This window comes from Natronoarchaeum sp. GCM10025321, from assembly GCF_042663585.1.
In the GTDB taxonomy this organism is placed as follows: domain Archaea; phylum Halobacteriota; class Halobacteria; order Halobacteriales; family Natronoarchaeaceae; genus Natranaeroarchaeum.
Genome location: NZ_JBHTAN010000006.1, coordinates 2,504,043 through 2,525,267 on the forward strand (window position 1 = coordinate 2,504,043; position 21,225 = coordinate 2,525,267).

At 64.9% G+C, this 21,225-nt stretch carries 24 protein-coding genes; 13 read left to right on the forward strand and 11 right to left on the reverse strand.

The genetic code is table 11. The features are described from left to right. Nucleotides 1-337: 337 nt before the first annotated feature. The gene (gene hmgA, locus ACFQL3_RS15735) at nucleotides 338-1,549 is read left to right on the forward strand and encodes a hydroxymethylglutaryl-CoA reductase (NADPH) (protein WP_377055996.1); all 1,212 of its coding nucleotides are present in this window, start codon (nucleotides 338-340) and stop codon (nucleotides 1,547-1,549) included. A 9-nt stretch (nucleotides 1,550-1,558) separates the two neighbouring features. Here the strand turns inward: hmgA and ACFQL3_RS15740 are convergent, their stop codons facing one another. Both ACFQL3_RS15740 and ACFQL3_RS15745 read right to left on the reverse strand, forming a co-directional pair. After that, complete coding sequence (locus tag ACFQL3_RS15740; RefSeq protein ID WP_377055998.1) at nucleotides 1,559-2,647, reverse strand: aminomethyltransferase family protein; 1,089 nt, start codon at nucleotides 2,645-2,647, stop codon at nucleotides 1,559-1,561. A 66-nt stretch (nucleotides 2,648-2,713) separates the two neighbouring features. Continuing rightward, a complete protein-coding gene (locus tag ACFQL3_RS15745) occupies nucleotides 2,714-3,010 on the reverse strand; it encodes a DUF6432 family protein (protein ID WP_377056000.1) in 297 nt (98 codons plus the stop codon). Nucleotides 3,011-3,131: 121 nt separating this feature from the next. Between ACFQL3_RS15745 and ACFQL3_RS15750 the strand changes: the two genes are divergently transcribed. Further along, nucleotides 3,132-4,016 carry a DUF7093 family protein gene (locus tag ACFQL3_RS15750; protein ID WP_377056002.1) on the forward strand — a complete coding sequence of 295 codons (885 nt, stop codon included), beginning with the start codon at nucleotides 3,132-3,134 and terminating at the stop codon, nucleotides 4,014-4,016. 33 nt (nucleotides 4,017-4,049) lie between these two features. After that, entirely contained in the window at nucleotides 4,050-4,442 is a 393-nt protein-coding gene (locus ACFQL3_RS15755) for a DUF5611 family protein (RefSeq protein WP_377056004.1), read from the forward strand. A gap of 3 nt (nucleotides 4,443-4,445) precedes the next feature. On the opposite strand, the gene ACFQL3_RS15760 is transcribed toward ACFQL3_RS15755, so the two are convergent. The 3 genes from ACFQL3_RS15760 to ACFQL3_RS15770 are packed head-to-tail and all read right to left on the reverse strand — an operon-like array spanning nucleotide 4,446 to nucleotide 7,475. Further along, on the reverse strand, nucleotides 4,446-5,645 hold the full coding sequence (locus tag ACFQL3_RS15760) for a DUF418 domain-containing protein (RefSeq protein ID WP_377056006.1): 1,200 nt from the start codon (nucleotides 5,643-5,645) through the stop codon (nucleotides 4,446-4,448). Nucleotide 5,646: 1 nt separating this feature from the next. Next, entirely contained in the window at nucleotides 5,647-7,104 is a 1,458-nt protein-coding gene (locus ACFQL3_RS15765; RefSeq protein ID WP_377056008.1) for a DUF402 domain-containing protein, read from the reverse strand. Then, nucleotides 7,101-7,475, reverse strand: coding sequence for a DUF7532 family protein (locus ACFQL3_RS15770; protein WP_377056010.1), 375 nt, complete (start codon nucleotides 7,473-7,475; stop codon nucleotides 7,101-7,103). Before ACFQL3_RS15770 ends, ACFQL3_RS15765 begins: the two co-directional genes overlap by 4 nt. Nucleotides 7,476-7,665: 190 nt before the next feature. Between ACFQL3_RS15770 and ACFQL3_RS15775 the strand changes: the two genes are divergently transcribed. Then, entirely contained in the window at nucleotides 7,666-8,139 is a 474-nt protein-coding gene (locus ACFQL3_RS15775; protein ID WP_377056012.1) for an HTH domain-containing protein, read from the forward strand. 61 nt (nucleotides 8,140-8,200) lie between these two features. After that, nucleotides 8,201-10,012 carry an arginine--tRNA ligase gene (argS, locus tag ACFQL3_RS15780; RefSeq protein WP_377056014.1) on the forward strand — a complete coding sequence of 604 codons (1,812 nt, stop codon included), beginning with the start codon at nucleotides 8,201-8,203 and terminating at the stop codon, nucleotides 10,010-10,012. 30 nt (nucleotides 10,013-10,042) lie between these two features. Here the strand turns inward: argS and minD are convergent, their stop codons facing one another. Further along, entirely contained in the window at nucleotides 10,043-11,440 is a 1,398-nt protein-coding gene (minD, locus tag ACFQL3_RS15785) for a cell division ATPase MinD (protein ID WP_377056016.1), read from the reverse strand. A gap of 217 nt (nucleotides 11,441-11,657) precedes the next feature. Between minD and prf1 the strand changes: the two genes are divergently transcribed. Beyond that, on the forward strand, nucleotides 11,658-12,911 hold the full coding sequence (gene prf1 / locus ACFQL3_RS15790) for a peptide chain release factor aRF-1 (protein WP_377056018.1): 1,254 nt from the start codon (nucleotides 11,658-11,660) through the stop codon (nucleotides 12,909-12,911). A gap of 19 nt (nucleotides 12,912-12,930) precedes the next feature. Here the strand turns inward: prf1 and ACFQL3_RS15795 are convergent, their stop codons facing one another. Then, nucleotides 12,931-13,776: a hypothetical protein gene (locus ACFQL3_RS15795; protein ID WP_377056020.1), complete on the reverse strand. Its 846-nt coding sequence runs from the start codon at nucleotides 13,774-13,776 to the stop codon at nucleotides 12,931-12,933. A 119-nt stretch (nucleotides 13,777-13,895) separates the two neighbouring features. Continuing rightward, a complete protein-coding gene (locus ACFQL3_RS15800) occupies nucleotides 13,896-14,243 on the reverse strand; it encodes a hypothetical protein (protein WP_377056022.1) in 348 nt (115 codons plus the stop codon). A gap of 137 nt (nucleotides 14,244-14,380) precedes the next feature. Between ACFQL3_RS15800 and ACFQL3_RS15805 the strand changes: the two genes are divergently transcribed. From ACFQL3_RS15805 to ACFQL3_RS15825, 5 genes are all read left to right on the forward strand, one after another. After that, nucleotides 14,381-15,487: a tRNA (guanine(26)-N(2))-dimethyltransferase gene (locus ACFQL3_RS15805; protein WP_377056024.1), complete on the forward strand. Its 1,107-nt coding sequence runs from the start codon at nucleotides 14,381-14,383 to the stop codon at nucleotides 15,485-15,487. Nucleotides 15,488-15,555: 68 nt separating this feature from the next. Further along, the gene (locus tag ACFQL3_RS15810) at nucleotides 15,556-16,965 is read left to right on the forward strand and encodes a YihY/virulence factor BrkB family protein (RefSeq protein WP_377056026.1); all 1,410 of its coding nucleotides are present in this window, start codon (nucleotides 15,556-15,558) and stop codon (nucleotides 16,963-16,965) included. Next, a complete protein-coding gene (locus ACFQL3_RS15815) occupies nucleotides 16,966-17,832 on the forward strand; it encodes a phosphatase PAP2 family protein (RefSeq protein ID WP_377056028.1) in 867 nt (288 codons plus the stop codon). A gap of 64 nt (nucleotides 17,833-17,896) precedes the next feature. Then, entirely contained in the window at nucleotides 17,897-18,544 is a 648-nt protein-coding gene (locus ACFQL3_RS15820; protein ID WP_377056030.1) for a potassium channel family protein, read from the forward strand. A gap of 49 nt (nucleotides 18,545-18,593) precedes the next feature. Then, nucleotides 18,594-19,028: a universal stress protein gene (locus ACFQL3_RS15825; RefSeq protein ID WP_377056032.1), complete on the forward strand. Its 435-nt coding sequence runs from the start codon at nucleotides 18,594-18,596 to the stop codon at nucleotides 19,026-19,028. A 2-nt stretch (nucleotides 19,029-19,030) separates the two neighbouring features. On the opposite strand, the gene ACFQL3_RS15830 is transcribed toward ACFQL3_RS15825, so the two are convergent. Both ACFQL3_RS15830 and ACFQL3_RS15835 read right to left on the reverse strand, forming a co-directional pair. Beyond that, nucleotides 19,031-19,804 (reverse strand): hypothetical protein, encoded by a 774-nt coding sequence (locus ACFQL3_RS15830; protein WP_377056034.1) that lies wholly within the window; start codon nucleotides 19,802-19,804, stop codon nucleotides 19,031-19,033. Between the two features lie 55 nt (nucleotides 19,805-19,859). Continuing rightward, a complete protein-coding gene (locus ACFQL3_RS15835; protein ID WP_377056036.1) occupies nucleotides 19,860-20,204 on the reverse strand; it encodes a DUF7577 domain-containing protein in 345 nt (114 codons plus the stop codon). A 131-nt stretch (nucleotides 20,205-20,335) separates the two neighbouring features. On the opposite strand from ACFQL3_RS15835, the gene ACFQL3_RS15840 reads away from it, so the two are divergent. Together ACFQL3_RS15840 and ACFQL3_RS15845 are read left to right on the forward strand one after the other, a co-directional pair. Beyond that, nucleotides 20,336-20,581: a PRC-barrel domain-containing protein gene (locus tag ACFQL3_RS15840; RefSeq protein WP_377056038.1), complete on the forward strand. Its 246-nt coding sequence runs from the start codon at nucleotides 20,336-20,338 to the stop codon at nucleotides 20,579-20,581. Beyond that, entirely contained in the window at nucleotides 20,581-21,045 is a 465-nt protein-coding gene (locus tag ACFQL3_RS15845; RefSeq protein ID WP_377056040.1) for an NOB1 family endonuclease, read from the forward strand. Before ACFQL3_RS15840 ends, ACFQL3_RS15845 begins: the two co-directional genes overlap by 1 nt. On the opposite strand, the gene ACFQL3_RS15850 is transcribed toward ACFQL3_RS15845, so the two are convergent. After that, a complete protein-coding gene (locus ACFQL3_RS15850; protein ID WP_377056042.1) occupies nucleotides 21,042-21,182 on the reverse strand; it encodes a CopG family transcriptional regulator in 141 nt (46 codons plus the stop codon). The genes ACFQL3_RS15845 and ACFQL3_RS15850 overlap by 4 nt on opposite strands. Nucleotides 21,183-21,225: the final 43 nt, after the last annotated feature.

Below are 21,225 nucleotides of genomic sequence, written 5' to 3' on the forward strand. Positions count from 1 at the left end.
GTCCGCTTCGAGTCCCACGGCGACCTCCGTCCCGGCGAGCGCGCGGCGGACGTCCTCGACGTTACGGTCCTCCCACTACTCGTACTCCTCGTAGAGGGCGGTCAGTGCCGGGGCGTCGTCGGGGGAGAGATCACGGACAGTCGTCATCGAGTGAGGTGTATTCGGGCGTTCGACAACGGTGTTTCGGTCCATACTTCGAAAAGCATAGCTTATTACTTCGTATTCTGTAGTCTGTCGCTTCGAGTTCGATAAGCCGATGAGCGGTGTGTACGTCGACGAGCGGTCCGACCGGCCGGAAAGAGCAACTGTTAGGGGCCGGGCAGGCCATGCCCGTACCATGACCGACGCTGCCGACCTCGCCGACCGCGTCCTGAACGGCGACCTGCGCCTGCACGAACTGGAAGAGCATACCGATCACGAGACTGCTGTGACGGCGCGCCGCCTGGTGGTCGAGCGCGAGACGGGGGCCGATCTGTCGACCGTCGGCGAGTACGCTTTCGACGCGGCCGACGCCGAACCGAACATCGAGAACGCCATCGGCGGCGCACAGCTACCGATGGGCGTGGTCGGCCCGGTAGCGGTCGACGGCGGGGCCGCATCCGGGGAGTACTACCTGCCCCTAGCGACGACGGAGGGCGCACTGCTGGCGAGCGTCAACCGTGGCCTCTCCGCGATCCGTTCGGCGGATGGGGCGCAGGCCCGCGTCACGAAATCCGGGATGACCCGCGCACCCGTCTTCCGCGTCCAGGGTATCGTCGAGGCAAAGGCAGTGATCGACTGGGTCGCGGAGAACACCGACCGCCTGCGCGAGGCCGCCGAGTCGACGACCAGCCACGGCGAACTGCTCGACATCGAACCCTACGTCGTCGGCGATTCGGTCTACCTCCGCTTCGCCTACGACACGAAGGACGCGATGGGGATGAACATGGCGACCATTGCGACCGGCAAGGCCTGCGAACTCGTCGAGAGGGAGACCCCGGCGGATCTCGTTGCGCTCTCGGGCAACCTCTGTTCGGACAAAAAGCCCGCGGCGATCAACGCCGTCCAGGGCCGCGGGCGGAGCGTCACCGCCGACGTGGAACTGGATCGGGAACTGGTCGAGGAGCGACTCGGTACGACGCCCGAAGCCATCCAGGAGGCGAACACCCGAAAGAACCTCGTCGGGAGCGCGAAGGCGGGCAGTCTCGGCTTCAACGCCCACGCCGCAAACGTCGTCGCCGCCGCCTTCCTCGCGACCGGACAGGACGCCGCGCAGGTCGTCGAGGGATCGAACGCGATTACGACCATCGAAGAGCGCGGCGACAGCCTCTATGCGAGCGTCAGCATCGCCAGTCTCGAAGTCGGCACAGTGGGCGGAGGGACGAAACTGCCCACACAGGCCGAGGCGCTGGACGTCCTCGGCGTTCGCGGCGGCGGCGACCCCGCAGGGTCGAACGCCGACGAACTCGCCGAGATCATCGCGGTCGGCGCGCTGGCGGGCGAACTCTCCCTGCTCGCCGCGCTTGCCTCCCGCCATCTGTCGAGCGCGCACGAGGACCTCGGCCGATAGAGAAAACAGCTATTCGTAGGCCGGGAGCCGTCCCGACCGGTCGCTCCCTTCGACGAAGGGGAGCGAGGTACTCGTCGCGGGGACGTCCTCGCCGTCGACACGCACGGTGAGGTCGTCTTCCTCGGCGGCGTCGAACTGCACGAGTGCCAGAGCGATCGGTTCCGCGACCAGTTCGGTCCGGGCGGCGCGGGTCACTTCACCGACCGAGGCGTCACCGTCGAACACTGCCGCACCTGCCGACGGGACCGCCTCGCAGGTCAGTCCGACGAGCCGTTTGCTCGGCCGACCGCGGTTCTCGACGCGGGAGACGACCTCCTGGCCGACGAAACAGCCCTTCTCGAAGTCGACGGCGTTGCGAAGGCCGAGGACGTTCGGTATCTGGCCCTCCAGTTCGGTATCGAACAGCGGCGTCCCGGCTTCGAGCGTCAGCGTCTCCCAGCTATCGTAGCCGAAGGGGGCGGCGTTGAGTCCGTGGTTTAGCAGGGTGTCGTAGACGGCTTCGGCATCGTCGGCCGCGCAGACGACCTCGAAGCCCTCGTCGCCGGCCAGCGCGTCGGTCCGGATCACCGAGACGCCCTCGTCGCCCATCGAGCCGCGGACGAAGGAGAGATGCGCCTCGGGCGTTCCGGACTTGTTGAGCACGCTTGCGACTTTTTCGGTGGCTTTCGGCCCGTGAAGCCCGAAGACGGCGTAGTCGTCGGTCGCCAGGTCGATGTCAACGTCCTCGATGAACGTCTTCTCGCGCCACTCGTCGGCGAGCGGTTCGGCGCGCTGGGGCGGGGTGAAGATCAGGAGTCGCTCGCCGGCGTTGTAGACGTACATGTCCGTCTCGATGCCGCCCTGGGGATCGAGCACGAGCGCGTAGGAGCCTTCGCCGTTCTCGGTCGGCACGGCGTTCGAGACGACGTTGTCGACGTAGCTCACCCGATCCGAGCCCTCGATCGTGAGGACGCCGTAGGCCATCTCGATCAGGCCGACGCCGTTGCGGACGGCGCGGTGGGTACGGCCAGGCCGGCCGAAGTGTCGGACGACCTGCCGTCCGCCGCGCTCGGCAAAGGTCGCGCCGTGATCCTCGTGGACGGAGTGGATAACGGTCATTACCCGTACTGGGGGCTATGGGCGAAAAAGGTCAGCGGTTCGAGCAAGCGGGCGAGAGGCGGCGGATCAGAACGGCAGTCGTTCGCGCAGTTCCTCGAAGAATGATGGCTCCTCCGAGTCGTTCGTCGTCGACGGAATCACGCGCTCGTCGGCCTTGATCACCGTCCGCTTCCCCGAGTCGTCGACCTGAATGAGTCCGTCGTCTTTGAGCGATTCGAGCGCGGCCTCCAGGTCGTGGATACTGACCTCGGCGTGAGATCGAAGCTCGAACACCGTCATCCCGTCGTCGTTCCGATCGACAAGCGCATCAAGCACCGCGACCTCTACGTCAGCCCTGTCGCGATACTCCGGCCGTGCTTTCATATATGATACATACGCCCCATCCGTTTTTACCCTTATTTTCGTTTTCTGACGTGTTTGCAGTGTTCGGCCGACGTACTCGCGGGCGGCAACTTTTTAGGGGGCGGTTGGGTATGCGTGGACAATGGCTATCAGGTGTTCGCTCCTCGGACACGACTACGGCGACAGCGAAGTCGAGCGTGAACGCGAGGAACAGGGGAACGAAGTGGTCGTGACGATCCGGGAGGAACAGACGTGTTCCCGGTGCGGGAAGACGAAACTCGTCAGCGAGAACAAGGAGGTAACCGCGCTGACGGAGTCGGCCGACGAACCCGAACCGACCACGCAGGAGACAGCAGGCGACGCGACGCCAGAGCCCGATTCTGGTGGGGACGCACCGAACACGGAGCCAGCGGCCGCGGAGAGCGAGACCCCGCCGGCCGCCGGGGACGGCCACGACGCCGAGTTCGTCGACGAGGGACCCGACGACAGCGACGAGGTCCCGGCCGCGACGCAGGAGGCCGGTGCCGCGACCGAGGCCGACGACGAACCGGAGATGGACCCCGAAGAGGACGACGCGGTGATCCTGGACGCCGACGACGAACCCGAGGAAGAGCCCGAACGCGAGCGAGCACACGGCGAGTGGCCCGACTCGGACGACACGCGGGCCGACGACGACGAACCGAGCGAGGACTGGCCGGCAGTCGAGGGAGAGGACGAGGGGTACGACGCCGATACCGGGAGCGGTAAGCCCGAGGACGTCGAGTTCGGCGGTGGGTTGCGGCCCGAGTCCGGCGGCGATGCCGACGGCGAGGCAGTCGTCGAACGCCCCGAACAGAACGCCGAGACGACGTTTACGAGCGTGGATAGCGCGCCGACGCCGGTCGAGTCGACGGGAGACGGGAGCGGTTCGCAGTACGTCTGTCCGGAGTGTAGCTTCTCCGCACCGGGGACAGGGAGTTCGCTCAGAGCGGGCGATATCTGTCCCGAATGTCGGAGCGGCTACCTCGCGGAGCAGAAGCAAGCGTAACGGGTAAATCAACGCCGACCGATTTCATCAACCATGAAAGAGTACAAGATGCGACGCGGCGAGTATCTCGAAGAACGAATCCCCGATATGAAAGAAACTGTCGAAGACTACTTCGGCACGATAGACGGGACCGAGGAGTTCAAGGGCAACGACCTCTACGTCGTCGAGGATCCGGACAACCCCGTCTTCGATCGGATCGTCGCCGGCACTTCCGAGTACGGCAGCAAGAAAGACAAGCTTGCGGTTCACTTCGAGGAGCGCCCCGCAGAGGACGTCATCGCGGAGGGCAACGCCGACGCGGCCGCAGACGCCGTCGACGCGAAGAACGATTTCCTGCTCGAAGCCACCGGCCGGGACGCCAAATCCCGCCGCGAGTCGATGAAACGTCAGGTCGAGGACGACCCGGACCACGACGTCGACGCCTGAAGTTCACTTTCTGAGCGGTTCGCGCCGCCGGTAAGTGAGGACGCGCCAGACCCACTCGACCGGCCCGAACCGATAGTATCGTAGCCAGAGCACCGACAGCACCACCTCTACCGCCCAGATTCCCGCGACGATACCGAGTAGTTCGATACGTTGGAAAGTGCCAAACAGACCGAGACCGTGGCCGTAGAATATCGACGTCGCCACCACCGTCTGAAAGAGGTAGTTCGAGAACGCCGTCCGCCCGACTGCGGCGAGCGCACGAGTGATCGGGCCGTCGGACCGCCGGCCAGCGTACAGGAAGATACCGCCGAGATACGCGCTCGAGACCAGGGGCGCACCCCAGTAGTTGAACTGTCGCCAGTACAGCGCCGCGCCCGCGGACCAGTCGTTGGCCGAGATGTAGACGAGGCCCGCGAGGATCAGCGCGAACCCGCCGAGCGCACCGCCGGCGATCAGCCGACGGTAGAACGCCGTCGAACGGTCGTGGGTGAAGACACCGAGTTTGTACAGCGCCATCCCGACGAGCATCAGCCCGCTGACACGCCAGAAGGAGTAGCTAACGTAGCCTGTCGTCTCGCGCTGGATCGCCGCCGGCACGCGATGCTCTAGCTGTGTGACCCAGCCACTTCGGTACGTTTCGACCTCCTGCTGGATGACGCTCGCGGCTGGGTCCCACTGCGGGGCGATGGCTTCGGCACCCGACTGAACGGCGACGAAGAGTTCGAGCACCGATGGGACGGCAAAGATACCGACCCCGATCAGGAGCAGTTTCCGGGGGGGCCAGCCCCGGGCCGTGATGACCCAGAGGCCGCTGACTCCGTAGGCGACGAGGATGTCGCCGTACCAGAGCAGGTGGGCATGCGCCAGTCCGATGACGATCAGCCAGACCGTGCGCCGGTAGTACAGCGAGCGGGCCTCCTGGCCTTTCCGTTCCTTGCTGTCGGTGAACAGGATGATGCCCGCGCCGAACAGCAGGGTAAACAGCGTGATGAACTTCCCCTCCGCGAAGATGTGCGTGAACAGCCACGCCGCGTAGTTCACCCCGGTGAAGTCGCCGTAGATGTTCGGGTTGAACAACACGTCCTCGGGCATCGCGAACACCCAGATGTTGATCAACAGAATGCCGAGCAGCGCGAACCCACGGAGAGCGTCTAAACTGACGATGCGTTCGGACGGCGGCGTGGGGCGTGGGGTCTCGGTCATGTTAGAGGGCGTTTTCGACTGCAGTCGCGACGTTTCGAGCCTTCTCGGCGAGCGCTTCGGGGAGATAGCCGGCGTCAACGGCGGCGGCGAGTTCGTCCTCGTCGACGCGTTCGACCGTGCCATCGGGCTGTTTCACGACGTCGACGTGGAGGTCGACGTATCGGGCCGAATCCGGGAACAGTTCGACTGGCGTACAGATGTTGACGTAGGTGCCTTTCCGCTCGCCGTCCTCGCCGCGGTAGACCGTCGGATACCACCACCGGCCCTCGACGAGTTTCGTGATGGCGATGTCACCGCGCGTGCGCTCGGTGCCGATGCCGTCGTAGGTGCCCGAACTCCGCATCTCGCGACGGACCGTCACGCCCGCATCGGTGCGTTCGGTCACCTCGCCGCGGCCGAGTTCGAGAAGTCGACCGTCCGGTTTGCCGTGACCGAGCGCGAGCAGGTCGCCCTCGACGGGGCCGAACTGGCCAGTGACGGCGGCAAACGGAAACTCACCCGCTGGCTCGCAGACGGCTTCGACGAAGTCCACCGCGTCGCTGGCGGAGCGGTCGCCGGCTTTGATCCGGTGGTGGCCCGGCATCGTCGTCGTCACGTCGCGGCGCGAACCGTCGAGCGCGCTGCGGGACTCGCGGCCGAACCAACACCAGACGGTCGCGTTGGGAGCCACAAGCCGGCTTTCAGTGTCGGAATCAGCGGGCGATTCGCCGTCGGCGTCCGCGAGCGTCTCCTCCAGCGTGTTCGCACGGGCGGTGGTCCGGTCGAGCGCGTCGCCGAGCGTCCCGATCTCGGCGTCCGCGGCCGGACGCTCCCAGCGGATCCCCCAGCCATCGGGGGCGTCGACCGGGAGCATCTCGGTGGTGCGGACGAGTTCGGTCCCACGCTGGCCGCTGACCGCGGCCCGCACCTCCTCACGGCCGCGGACGAGCGAGACGAGTCCACCGCCCGCCTCGATATCGGTGCTCAGTTGTGGCCGATGGTCGGCCCACGGCGGTGCGGCGTCACGCACCTGCACGCGGATCCGGTCGCCGTCGTCGACGTAGCCGTCGGTGTCGTCGTAGGGGAGAAAGCCCTCGACATCGCCCGTCGGGAGCGGGACGTCGTCCAGTTGGACCGTCGAGGGATCCCCGAGCGCGACGATAGCGCCGCTGCCGAGCGTCTCGGTCACCTGTCCATCGAAGACCGCACCCGTCGGGGCTGGATCCGCCCAGACGAGGGTATCGCGGGCAAGCGACCTGAGTTCGGGAAGGACGGCGTCGACCGCGTCGGTCGGCCCCGATACACCGACCCCCTGTCGATGCTTCGTGTCCGTAATCGAGACATCACGGGGGGCCGCTTCGAGGTCCGCCTCGAAGCGCTCGCGGATCGGTGGCGACGCCTGCACGACGTCGTGACCGGCATCGAGCAGTCGCCGGGTGAGTGCAGTCGTGTAGATGCCTCGGAGCCGAACCCGCGTCATAGCCGCTCTCGCGAGCGGGCGAACCGGACGCGGTCGTGAACCGTCGGACCGAGCGAGAGTTCGACGAGTCCGTCGTCGAGCACCCGGCCGTCCTCGACGTACGCACCCCAGCTATCGAAGCGGAGCCAACCGCGCATCTCCGCGGCGTGCGTCGTCAGGTCGAGGTAGTCGACGGTATGCTCGGGGTATTCGTCGACGCTGTGGGCCATCTCCATGTCCGAGTAGACGCTGTCGGCGTCGCCAAAGAAGGCTTCCAGTTCGTCCGCAGTCTGTCGGGTCGAATCGACGACTGCCTCGGACGTCTGCTTGAGGTCGTCGACGTCGAGGCCGGCCTCGCGCAGTGCGTTCTGAGTGCGCTGGTCGAAATGCATACTCCCCCGTTATCGGGCCAGGGTTTTTAGCGTGACGCGCCAGAGCGGGCTATCAGGGGGTCGTCGAGGCGGAACTGATGGCCCGAAGCAGTATCCGAATCGTGACAGTACATTCCAGTGACTGGTCCCCGAAAAGAGGGGTCGGGAAAGGACTTTATCGGGCTATGTGGTACATTCTCTCGGGGGATTCATGGACAGAACGGACGGACCACTCCGAATCGAGGTGTATATGCGCGGGTTCGCACCCGACGCTACGCAGCAGACACAGGAATCGACGCTGCAACGACTGTACGAGTTGCAAGAATCGGGCGTCGTCGACGAAGTAGATGTCACGCGGTGGAGTCGAAAGGTCTGTTTCCGGTCAGGCGGTCGCGGCGGCGTTCCGGAGGAGATAGCGATGTACAGGGAGTTCGAACGCGCTCTGGAGGACACCGACCTCACCGTCGATCCGTTCTTTCGCGTGCGTCAGGGCGCAGCGGGTCGGACGGTGATGTTCCTGCCGGTACTCTGTCTGGTGCTCCGGAAAGGTGAGCAGTTCTCGGGAGTCTACCCGTGTGCCGGCCCGGACGAAACGTACACCGTCTCGGACTGTCTGGAGGCGCTCGAAGAGGACCGGGAGCTCGACGAAGTGCCGGGCGTACGGTCCGAACCGAAGCCGGTCTGAGTCCCAGCGCTCCGCGTCGAAACTCGTCACTCCTATATCCGGCGCTCGAATAGGGGGGCACATGTTCCTCTCTATCCGCGACGAAGTGGCAGACGCGCTGGCGGGCGCACTCGATGCGCTCGACCTGCCCGAGGACGACCTCGGCATCGAGGAGCCACCGGAGGATGTCGACGCCGTGCTCGCGTCGAGCATCGCCTACCGGTTGGCCGGCGAGGTCGGCGCACCGCCGCCGAAAGTCGCCGCAGACGTGGCCGAGGCCATCGACGCCGGCGAGTACGAGTACGTCGACGCCGTGACCACACAGGGACCGTACGTCAACTTCCTGCCGAGCGACCGGTACTTCGCCGACACCCTCGACGCCGCCCAGTCGGACGGCTTCGGCCGACTCGACGACCGCGAGACGAGCGTCGTCGTCGAACACACCAGCGCCAACCCGACCGGCCCCGTCCACGTCGGCCGGGCGCGCAACCCGATCATCGGCGACGCGCTCTGTCGCGTGCTCGATTACGCCGGCTACGACGTCGACCGCCACTACTACGTCAACGATGCCGGGCGACAGATCGCCGTCTTCGCCTGGGCCTACGAGCGCTTCGACGAGGGGGACCTGCCCGACCCCGAACGCGACAAACCCGACTACGAGTATGTCCGCTACTACCGCAAGGGCAACGCGTTCCTCGAGGACGCGCCCGAGGAGGAAGTCGAGGACGCCGAAGCCGAGATCGAGGCCATCATGCAGGGCCTCGAAGCCGGCGACGAGGACGCTTACGAGCGCGTGAGCGAGGTCGTCGACACCGTGCTCTCGGGGATGCAGGAGACCCTCGCCAGACTGCCAGCCGAGTTCGACGAGTTCGTCAAGGAGACGCGCTTTATGCGGAATGGCTCGACCGCCGACCTCGTCGAGCGACTCAAGGAGCTCGATCAGGCCGTCTACGACGACGAGGCGTGGCAACTCGAACTCGACGAGTACGGCATCGAGAAGAACCTCGTCTTCCTGCGCTCTGACGGCACCAGTCTCTACCCGACGCGGGATCTGGCCCACCACGAGTGGAAGTTCGACAACTACGACCGTGCCGTCACCGTCATCGGCGAGGACCACCACCTGGCATTCGAGCAGCTAGACGCCGCGCTCGACCTGCTGGGCAACGATACCGACCAGCTCGATCAGCTGTTTTACTCGTGGGTCAACCTCCCCGGCGGCGAGGGGATGAGCACCCGCGAGGGCACCGGCGTCGACCTCGACGACCTGCTCGACGAGGCCATCCACCGTGCCCGCGAGGAGGTCGAGGACCGCCTCGACGACCGCATCCGCGACGACGACCTGGACGTCGAGGACGTCGACCGGATCGCCTGTCAGGTCGGCATCGGCGCGGTCAGATACGATATCGTCGCCAAGCAACCGACCAAATCGATCACATTCGAGTGGGAACGCGCGCTCGATTTCGAGGCCCAGTCCGCGCCGTACGTCCAGTACGTCCACGCACGATGTTGTGGGATTCTGGACGAGGCGCAAGGGGCCTCGAATAGGTCGAGCGGTGACGAACCGCGAGACGGCGAGGCGCAAGTGACACCGACCCCCGCCGACGTCGACCCCAGTTTGCTCGACACCGACGCCGAACGCGACCTGCTCCGCACCGTTGCCCGCCTGCCGGCGGTGATCGAAGAGGCCGCCGAGGACCTCCAGCCCCATATCGTCGCGACCTACACCCGCGACATCGCCGAGCGGTTCAACGTCTTCTACCGCGAGTGTCAGGTGCTCGGCGACGATATCGACCCCGAGGTGCGCGACGCTCGCCTCGCACTCGTTGCCGCCGCCCAACACGCCGTTGCGAACTCCCTCGATGTCCTCGGAGTCGAGGCTCCCGAGTCGATGTGAGAACGCGGGGAGAAACGTCCGCCGGAGCGTCTAGAACAGACCGCCCAGGAATCCTTTCCCGTCCTCTTCGTCCGCGTCTTCTTCCGCTTCCCCTTCGCCAGCGGTGTCCTCGTCGGTGCCGTCTTCTGCCGGAGCGTCGCCCTCCTCGGCCGTCGAATTGCCACCACGGAACGGGACTGCGTCGTCAGCGAGGTCGTCGGACGAGTTGGTCGCGGCGTCGGCATCCGCTTCCGCGTCGGGAATCGTCACGCCGTCCGCGGATGCTTCGGCCCCGCTGTCTGCACCGCCCGCTTCGGGCGCGACCGTCCCGGCCGCGGCTTCGACAGAGTCACTCTCCGCGTCGGCGACGACGTCCGCCTGCTCGTCGACGTCTTCGTCGGGGGTCGCCTGCTCGTCCGACTCCTCGGCGTCCACATCCACGTCCGACTCTTCGATTTCGGCATCCGGGTCGGACTCTTCGGTTTCCGCGCCCGGGTCGGACTCTTCGGTTTCCGCGCCCGGGTCGGACTCCTCGCTTTCAGCCCCCTCCCTCTCCAGCGAGAGGTCGATATCTTCGTCGGGAATGTCGTCTCCGTCGGTGTCAGCCGAATCAGTCCCGTCAGCAGCGGTCGCGTCGGACTCGACGTCCGAGAGCGCATCGGACACGTCGGAGGACTCGGCACCGACTGCCGCCGATGCCTCGTCCGTCGTCTCCGGGGACTCCTCGGAAGCGTCGCTCGACCCGCCACCAATCCCAGCGGCGAGTTCGCGGTATGCCCCGGCGGCGGGCGAGTCGGGCGTGTTGACGACCAGCGGTGTTCGGGCGTAGACGCTGTCCCGGACGGCGTCGTCTTCCGGAATAACGCCGATCAAGGGGAGGTCGAGGCGCGCGGCGATCTGTTCGTAGGAGACGTCGTCGCCCGAACGGGTGCGGGTGAGCACCAGCCCTGAGATGTCGCCGCCCGCCTGTTCGGCGAGTTCGACCGTCTTCTTCACGTCCTGGACCGACGCCGGTTCCGGCGTCGAGACCAAAATCGTGGCGTCGGCGATGCCAAGGGGTAGCACGGACTCGTGGCTGATGCCGGCGCCCACGTCCAGCAGGACGTAGTCGAACTCCGAACGGAGTTGGTCGATGACCTCACGGAGTCTCGTCGCGTCGGCCTGCGCGAAACTGGTGAGTTCGGTCCCGCTGGGCACCGCACCGATCCGTTCAGCCACCTCGTAGGTCGCCTCGGTCACGGTCGCGTCGCCGGAGAGTACGTCGTGTAACGTCGGCCCGTCCGGTGACAGGTTCACGAACCCGGCGAGGTTCGCCATGCCGAGGTCGGTATCCACGAGGACGACCTTGTGTCCTGCGCCTGCCAGTGCAGTACCGAGATTGACGGTCGTAGTGGTCTTTCCCACCCCTCCTTTGCCGCTCGCGACGGCGTAGACTGTTGTCGAAGACATCCGTTGTTATGAGGCTAACACCCATGTGTAATAAAACATCGTTCGAAGTGCCGGTAACTGGCAAATTCCAGACCTGACAGGAGACGTTGTCGACGTGACAACGACGGGACTGGTGGGCGCGCTCGAAGCTACTGACCGATTCGAGCAGTGAGAGCCGTTGGCGTCCGCTATCCATCTGTCAAAGCATACTTAGGCCCGCCAGCGGTTAGTACACATAATGAGCCAGCAGGAAAAAGAGCACTCCGACCGGAAGAAGTACGAGTTCCGGAAGGTCATCGAGGACCTCAAAGAGTACGAGGGCTCGGGGACCCAACTCGTCACGATCTACGTCCCGCCGGACAAGCAGATCAGCGACGTGGTCGCACATATCACGCAGGAACACAGCGAAGCGGCCAACATCAAGTCCAAACAGACCCGGACGAACGTCCAGGACGCGCTGTCGAGCATCAAGGCGCGCCTGAAGTACTACGACACCTACCCGCCGGATAACGGGATCGTCCTGTTCTCGGGGGCTGTCAACACCAGCGGCGGCCGAAGCGAGATGGTGACCGAGACGCTGGAGAACCCGCCCCAGCCGATCGAGTCGTTCCGCTACCATTGCGACTCCGATTTCCTTACCGAGCCGTTAGAGCACATGCTGGCCGACAAGGGGCTGTACGGCCTCATCGTGCTGGACCGCCGCGAGGCGAACGTTGGCTGGCTGAAAGGGAAGCGCGTCGAACCGGTCAAGTCCGCCTCCTCGCTGGTCCCCGGCAAGCAGCGAAAAGGTGGTCAGTCCGCACAGCGATTCGCCCGCCTGCGCCTCGAAGCGATCGACAACTTCTATCAGGAGGTCGCCGAGATGGCCAACGACCTGTTCGTCGCCAAGCGCCACGAACTCGACGGCGTGCTCGTCGGCGGCCCCTCGCCGACCAAAGACGAGTTCCTCGACGGCGATTACCTCCACCACGAGCTCCAAGACAAGGTGCTCGGGAAGTTCGACGTCTCCTATACTGACGAATCCGGGCTCTACGACCTCGTTGACGCCGGCGAGGAAGCTCTCGCGGACGCCGAACTCATGGAGGACAAGGCGCTGATGAAGACGTTCTTCAAAGAGCTTCACGACGGCGAGAAGGCGACCTACGGCTTCGACCAGACCCGTCGAAATCTGATCATGGGCTCCGTCGAGACGCTCCTGATCAGCGAGGACCTTCGCAAGGATGTCGTCACGTACGAGTGTCCGAACGGCCACGAGGAGCGGAAGCTACTCGAAAGCCGGAAGTCGACACCCGATCACACCTGCTCGGAGTGTGGCGAGACGGTCGACGCCGAAGCGGGCGAGCGCGAAGACGCTATCGACCACCTCATCGATATCGCCGAACAGCGCGGCACCGAAACGACGTTCATTTCGTCTGACTTCGAGAAGGGCGAACAGCTACTCAACGCCTTCGGTGGGTTCGCAGGAATCCTGCGGTACTCGACCGGCGTCTGAGTGCTGTCTCTGCTGGCGCTCAGTTCCCACTCGCCTCGAGGCTAACCTCGTACTGCTCACTGGCGGTGATCAGGATCCAGCCCATCCCGTCGTCGTCTACATCGGTTTGGGTTGCGTAGTTACCCGTCCCTTGGAGTAGCTGGTGGCCGTAGCTGCCGTCGAGATCGAGGCGTTTCATGAAGAACTCCCCGTCGCCGCCGTGATCCATCGACACGCTCACGCCCTCGCTGAAGTCGATCGGACCGACGTAGTCCGGTTCCGCTCCCTCGACAGTCATTGGGAGGTCGACCACTGTCGCGTCGGCGGCCGGGTTCTGGACTGCCGTGATCGTCCACTCGACTCCTTCGTCCGCCTGAACGTCGATATCGTGCTCGCCCGTGACGAAGAGCGGGACAAAACTCTGGTAGATCTGGAGATCATAACCCAACGTCTGCTGGCTGTTGCCGTCGGCGTCGATGACCGTAAGATCCAGCCCTTCGACAGGATCGACGCGGAGGCCGGAGAAGCCGTCCACCACGTTGAGCTGATCGATGGTTCCGGAGCCGGTCCCCGAGAACTCTTCTTCGATAGCAGTGTTCTCTCCGCCGTTTTCCCCACCGTTCTCTTCGCCGTTCTCCCCACCGTTCTCCTCGCCGTTCTCCCCGCCGTTCTCCCCACCGTTCTCCTCGCCGTTCTCCCCACCGTTCTCCCCGCCGTTCTCCCCGCCGTTCTCTGAGCCGTTCTCCCCGCCGTTCTCTCCGCCGTTCTCCCCGCCGTTCTCTCCGCCGTTTTCTTCACCATTCTCCTCGTCGTCGGAGCCGAGGCAGCCACCGACGGCGGCCATACTTGCGATACCACACGTACCGATGAACGTTCGTCGTCGCATCGTGTGTTAGGGCAGGGTATCAGCTAAAAGGTATACGCACAATATCGGAATAGAAGTAGCTGCTTACCGAAGCTAAACATATACTACTCCGGGAGACAAACGAGTAGACGGCAACTACATTACAAGAACTCGCGGACGTCCGAGTACCACATGTCGTGGTGGTCGACCGCGTCGATCCGGCGGGCGATCATGACCGCAAGTGCGTGCCAGCAGAGATCGGTCGGATCGTTCTCATCGAGGTTGTAGAGACTGTCCTTGCAGGTACAGCCCCGTCCCTCGATGACGTACTCCTCGGTATGGCCGACCACGACCGTGAAATCCCGGTACTGCTTGACCCGCTCCTCGGCGACGGCTTCGATCGCACGCGCGCCGCGGTCGCCGTGGACGGCCGTGATCCGCTCGACGGCGGCGGGCGTCAGTTCGCCGGCGTCCGAGAGGAGCGCCTGCCAGTCGTCGAGGTCGGTCACGATGGACCACCTGCTGGCGTCCACGTGACTGGAGTAGGCCGGTACACCGGGCGGTAGTTGGGGCGCACCTGTCAAAACAGGTTCGGATACGAGAGGTGCATCGTGGCACTTTTCGCTCGTGGGCGGCGAGGGCGTGTATGGAACTTCGGGAGGGTGCAGTCGAAATCGAGGTGCCCGAACAGGACTCCGAGGGCATCGACGACGCCGTCTTTTTCAATCCGGTCCAGGAGTTGAACCGGGACCTCACGGTCGCGACGCTGCGGGCCTATCGGGAGCGAGAACCACGCGCCAACTCGTATCTGGACGCGATGGCTGCAAGCGGGATCCGCGGCGTCCGCGCGGCGGCAGAGGGCTGGGACGCCACGCTCTGTGATACCGACCCCGACGCCGTTGACCTCTGTGAGCGAAACCTCGAACGGAACGATCTGGACGGCGAGACGGCCGAGCGCGACGTCAACGCCCTGTTGCACGAGGAGTTGTTCGACGTCGTCGACATCGACCCGTTCGGGACGCCGATCCCCTTCGCCGACGCCGCTTTCGCCAACGTCCGCAACATGGTCTGCGTAACGGCGACCGACACCGCGCCGCTGTGTGGCGCGCACTTCGACAGCGGCGTCAGGAAGTACTCCGCCGTCCCGCGCAACACCGAGTATCACGGGGAGATCGGGATGCGCATTCTGCTGTCGGCGCTCGCCCGCACCGCGGCCCGGTACGACGTCGGCGTGCGGCCGCTGTTCTCCCACGCGACGAACCACTACGTCCGGACCTATCTCGCACTCGACCATCGCGCGACCGACGCCAACGAGACGCTCGATGAGATCGGTCACATCTACCACTGCGAGGACTGTCTCCACCGCGAGCACGAGCACGGACTGCTCGCGAATCCGCCCGAAACGTGCCCGGCCTGTGAGGGGAACCGCGTACTCACGGCCGGGCCAATATGGCTCGGCAAGAACCACGACGCGGCGTTCGTCGAGCAGGTCCACGAGCACGTCACCGACGACATGGGGACCGCGAAGAAAGCCCGAAAGTTGACGACGACGATTGCAGACGAGATCCACCGGCCGACCCACTACGATCAACACCGCCTCTGCAGGCAGTGGGGCCGGACTGCGATCGGTATGGACGAGTTCATAGATCGGCTACGTGCGGCGGGCTACGAGGCCTCCCGAACCCACTACGGTGGCACGACATTCAAGAGCGACGCGAGCGTCGAGGAGTGCAGGGCGGCCACGATGGACTGATCCGGCACGCACCACGCAACCAGTTTTTGTATGATTACCCGCATATACATTCTGTGGGAGACCCATCGATGTCGTCGGTAGACCAGTTACGAACGATCCTCAGGACGGCCCAGTCCGAAGGGATCACGTTTCTGGCGGCGGGGGTCGCGTACTACGCCTTCGTCTCCCTGATCCCGTTGATGCTGCTCGCGCTGGTGATCGGATCGATCATGGGTGGCGACGTCTTCGAGGGACAGATTATCGCGTTCGTCGGGGAGTTCCTGACGCCGGAGGCCCAGGAGGCGCTGGTCGAGGCGCTGACCGGCGAGGCCGGTCGTAGCGGCGCGACAGCCATCGGGCTAGCCGTGTTGCTCTGGAGCGCATTACGGCTCTTTCGGGGACTCGATCGGGCGTTCGCACAGGTGTACGGCACCGCCAGAACGACGACGTTCTTCGATAGCATGATCACGGGCGCGACCGTGTTCGGTGCGATCATTGTCGGCATTGGAGCGGTGACTATCATCGGCACGGCGATCAGCCGACTCCCGCTGGGTCCACTCGGCCAGGAGATAGCGACGCTGATCCTCTTCTCGACGCTCGTCGTGGCGTTTTATCCGATGTACTTCGTCATGCCCGATCCGAGTCTCGACCCGATCGATGCGGTACCCGGAACGGTGATCGCAGCGGTCGGCTGGATAGTTCTCGGCGTTGGATTCCAGTTGTACACGGCGTTCGCGGGCAACTTTGCGGCGTACGGCGTCATCGGGGGTGTCTTGCTGTTGCTCACCTGGCTGTACTTCGGTGCGCTGATCGTAATGGTCGGTGCGGTCGTCAACGCAGTGTTTAGCGGCCATATCGACGAACAAGCGGCGAGCGGGGAAGTCGACGTGGGGCAGGCACAGGAGGAGGAACCGGAGGAGAGTACCGACAAGCAACCCGAACAGGACCGGCAACTACAACGTGGTGGCGTTCGACGTGTCACACAATCGGAAGCGATGACGGACGACGAACCCAGCGAACACGACGATAGCGAGGATCGTGGCGTCGGAATGGCCGGCCCCGGACCGGAGGAGGCTGGCGTCGACGCTGATACCGACGAGGGCGAGGCGAGTACCGGTACCGCACCGAAAAGTGAGGTGCAGCGGCTCAACAGCGAGCTAGCAGAGCTCAGAAAACAGCTAGACGACTTCGAGGACGACGTCGAGAGCCGGACAGTCGATCGCGATAGCGTCGAGAGCGATCTCAAGCGCTACGTCCGTCGACGGGTTCGCCGCGGTCATGCACGGGGCTGGGGGCCGTATCTCGTCTTGCTGTACGGCACGGCGATGACCATCGGGGCGTTCGTCTACCTCAACGGCGGGTGGGCTGTCGCGGCGATGCTGGTCATCTGGCTGTCGACACTCGGGCTATACGTTCTGATGTTGCTGGTGGGTGTCGGACTGAACGTGCTCGGCGTGCCCGGCCGACTTCGGAACGTGATCGGCGAGTGGCGCTCCTAGATGACGGCGTGGTTTACCGGCGTCGAGGCGATTCAGGGAGCGACGCCGGAGTGGGCCGCGCTCCCCTTTGCCGGGGCGACGCTACTGGGCGAGGTCTGGATCCTCGTAATAGCGATGACGCTCGCATACTGGTTCACTGGCCGCCGCGACATCGCCGCGCTGTTCGGCGTCTCGCTGACGGCGCTCTCGCTGGTACTGGTTCTGAAGGCGGTGTTCGGCCTCCCCCGTCCAGCAACCGGTCCCGCAGTACCCGCCGAATCGGTCGCATCGATCGCTCGGCCGTTCTACGAACGTGAGACGACGGCAACCACGGACGGTTTCCCGAGCGGTCACGCTCTCGGGGCGACAGTGACGTGGGGCGCGCTCGCGGCGTTGCTCGATAGCCCCTCCCGGCGATGTCGGCTGCTCCTCGCGGGTGCCGCCATCGCCCTCGTCGGCGTCTCGCGGGTCGTCCTGGGCGTCCACTACCCGGTCGATGTGGTGGCCGGAACCCTCCTCGGAGCGGGCGTCCTCGCCGTTGCCCTGCCGGCGTGCAGGCGACTCGACGATCCGGCGACACCGGCGCTCGTAGCCGCCGTTCTCGCAGGATGTCTCGCCGTCCTCGTCACCGGTGGCAGCGGCCCGGCCGCCAGCGCGGCCGGTGCGGCCGTCGGCGGACTGGTCGCGTGGACCACGGTCGGTCATGGTCCCGCGTCGCTCACTCCGACGGTACGTGGCGTCGGCACCGCAGTCGTTGCCCTCGGGGTCGTCCTGACGGGCGGGATCGGACTCGGACTGCTCGCTGGTTCGCCGGTCGGCCCGTATCTCGGGACCGCGCTGGTGGGTGCCGGAGTACTCGCGTTTCCGGCGTCGCCGATCGTTCGGTGAGATCGCCTGCCGGAACCGTGAGCGTCGCCAGCCTTTTTTATCCCCGGTAGCGTACCACTATCGCATGAAGTTCGTTATCATAGGGTACGGGCGTGTGGGCATCCGGACCGCACGCATCCTCCGCGAGGAGGGCCACGAAGTGATCGTCGTCGACGAGAGCCCGGAGAAGGTCAGACGCGCCGAGTCGGACGGGTTCGAGACGATCGAGGGCGACGGGAGCGAGGACAGTACCTTGGAGCAGGCGGATCTCGAAACGGTCGACGCCGTCGGCGGGCTAACCGGTGATCTCAACGCCAACTTTGCGGCCTGCATGATCGGGAAACATCACGGCTGTCGGACGGTGCTCCGGATCGACGAGGACTACAGACACGATATCTACCGGAAGTACGCCGACGACGTCGACGAGGTCATCTACCCCGAGCGCCTCGGCGCGGCCGGAGCGAAGACGGCGCTACTCGGCGGGGATTTCAACGTCGTCTCCGATCTCACCGAGAAACTCCAGCTATCGGTGTTCCGCGTGGGCGAGAGCGCGGCCGGCAAGCAGATACACGACGTGGACCTACCCGAGCGCGCACGGATCTACGCACACGGCCGCAAGAACGAATCTCTGACTATCCCGCTGCCCGGGACGACGCTCAACGAGGGTGATCAGGTCGCCGTCATCGTCGAGACGGACAGTATCGAGACTGTCAAGACGGCGCTCGCCGGCTGAAACATACCCCGACACTTTCGGAGCCACGGGACGAAAAGAAACTGGTATCATGTACGAGGAGATCTTGCTCCCGACAGTCGGTAGCCCCGGCGGCCAGCGCGCAGTCGCCGAAGCGATGGATCTCGCCGACCTCACGGGGGCCCGGCTACACGTGCTCTACGTCGTCGACGACGACCCCAGGAGGGGACTCACTGACGGTCGATGGGAGACGATCCGGGAATCCCTCCGGACCGAGGGCCGGGAGGTCATCGCCGACGTCGTGAGCAGAGCGACCGAGGCGGGCGTCGAGACCGTCACACGCGTCGACGAGGGGGCCCCGGACGAGAGTATCGTCGAGTATGCCGACGAGAACGGGATAGACGCCATCGTAATGGGGACCCACGCCCGGACGGGAATCAGCAAGTTCCTGCTCGGAAGCGTCACCGAGAACGTGATCCGTCGCGCGAATCAGCCAGTGCTGGTCGTGCGCATCGACGAGGAGTAGTCTCAGCGGAAACAGCGATCGAACGCGCCAGTCCGCCGGATCGCGAGCAGTTCCTCGACGGCCGGGGCGTCGAACCGCATCGGGCGACGCCACCACGGCCCGTTGCCGGAATCCGAGGAGAGATCGGTGACCAACCGGTTGGCGTCGCTCCCCGCCTCAGCGCTACTGAGCGGGACCGCCCGATCGTACAGCGCCGAGTCGTCCGGATCGCCGGCGAGCAGCACTTTCGCATCGAACTGTTCCCGGCGGACGTGGGCGTTGGACGCGAACCACTCCTGCTCGGCCGGTGGGAGCGCTCGATACTCCTCCCCGGTAAGCGGGTCGCGAGCGAGACGGAACTGGCCGATGACGTAGGCACCCCACTCGGGGGCGATCCAGCGCGCGCGTGGTTCGTCGCTCGCAGTTGGCGCGTTTTCGTCGTCGACAGTCGGTTCGGCTTCTTCGTCGGTCGCCGAAAGCGTCGCGTAAAAGAAGACGTAGTCGCCCGCCGACAGATCGGTCAGCGGACCGGCCTTGACGCCGTGCTCGTCGCCGTAGGTGTACCGGTCGCAGTGGGCGTATTCGGCAAAGGCAGGGTCGAGGTGGACCGGCGTGTCGAGGTGACCGTCGGGGAGCGACGTGCGGAGGTCGAGATCCGCGTAGGTGGGGACCGGTTCGTCGACCGGTTCACGCTCCGGGATCGGGACGTACTCGAACCGGCCGTCGGCGTAGATGGGACCGCGGACGCCGGGGAGGTTCGTGTTCGCGGCGACGTTGATCGCTACTGCTCGGGGCACGGTGTCACAGACAGTCCGGTGGCTAAAAAGTCCCGGCTACCCGGTCGGCGCGGCATCAGACGCCCAGTTGGCTCCCACAACTTCGACAGTACGAGTAGATCGCCTCGCGTTCGTTTCTGGTGCCGCAGTGCTGGCAGACGATGGCGTCCTCACCCGCCGCAACTGCGTGGTGGACTTCCGGGCGATCCTCGGGAGCGCCTTCGGGGTGCCGACCGTGCTGTGTGTGCGCGGGATAGGGCTGGCTCGGCGCGGCGCTCGGCGTCGTCCCCTGCGTGTGTTCTCCCTCGTCGGAGAGGTCGAACGACCGGTCACGGTCCTCGCCACGCAGGTACAGATAGACGAACGCCTGCACCAGGACGAGCAAGAGTGCGTACACGAGCACCCATTGCCAGACCTCCATGCGTCGTGGTACGACCCCACACACCTTCAGTGTTCGGCCCAGAACAGGACTCCACCGCCGGTCGTCGCGATAAAAAAACGGTGTCGGTTCCGCCCGTGGCGTTTATACTACAGGAGGCGAAACGAGTCTGTATGTCCGACATACTCGCGGAAAACCTCTCCGGAAAAGCCGTCATGGGTACTGACGGAACCGAGCTCGGCATGTTGTACAACATCACGATGGATCTGAAAAGCGGCGAACTCCACGACGTCGTCATCGAGCCCGACGAAGACACGACGGGCCACGGAAGCGATCTCCGGACCGACGAAAGCGGCCGCTATCGCGTCCCCGTCCAGGCAGTCCAGGCAGTGAAAGACTACATCGTCGTAAAGCGGTAATGTACGTTCTCGACTCCTCAGCGTTTATCAACGAGTATCACACCGATAGCCAGACAGCAACCATCCCGCTCGTCCGGGAGGAGCTCGAAGACGAGAGCGCCTACCGGTACGACGCGATGGAGGGCTCGGGGATGCATATCCATATCCCCGGCGACGAGACCGTCGAGAAGATCGAACGGGCGGCCCGCGAGAGTGGCGACCTCGATGCGCTCTCGGACACTGACATTCGGCTGATCGCCGCGACCTTCGAACTCGACGGCCGGCTGGTGACCGATGATTACGCGATGCAGAACGTCGCCGAGAAGCTCAACGTCGACGTGGAAGTGATCGCACGGGACGGAATCGCCGAACAGCGTAACTGGCAGTTCCAGTGTCAGGGCTGTGGTCGCGAGTTCGACGAGAACAAGGATCGGTGTCCGATCTGTGGGAGCCCGCTCTCCAGAAAGAATCCCTCGAACGCCTAGGCGGGATCGGAATCTTCGAGTCCGCGCTCGATCAACTGCCGGAGCACCTCCTGTTCCGTGAGCTCGTACTCCCTGGCGAGTCGCTCGACTCGCTTGCCGACATCGTCGTCACAGACGATGGAGTACTGTCGTGGCATGACAGTTTGTACCGAAGCGTGAGGTAAAAAACTGAGTCAGACG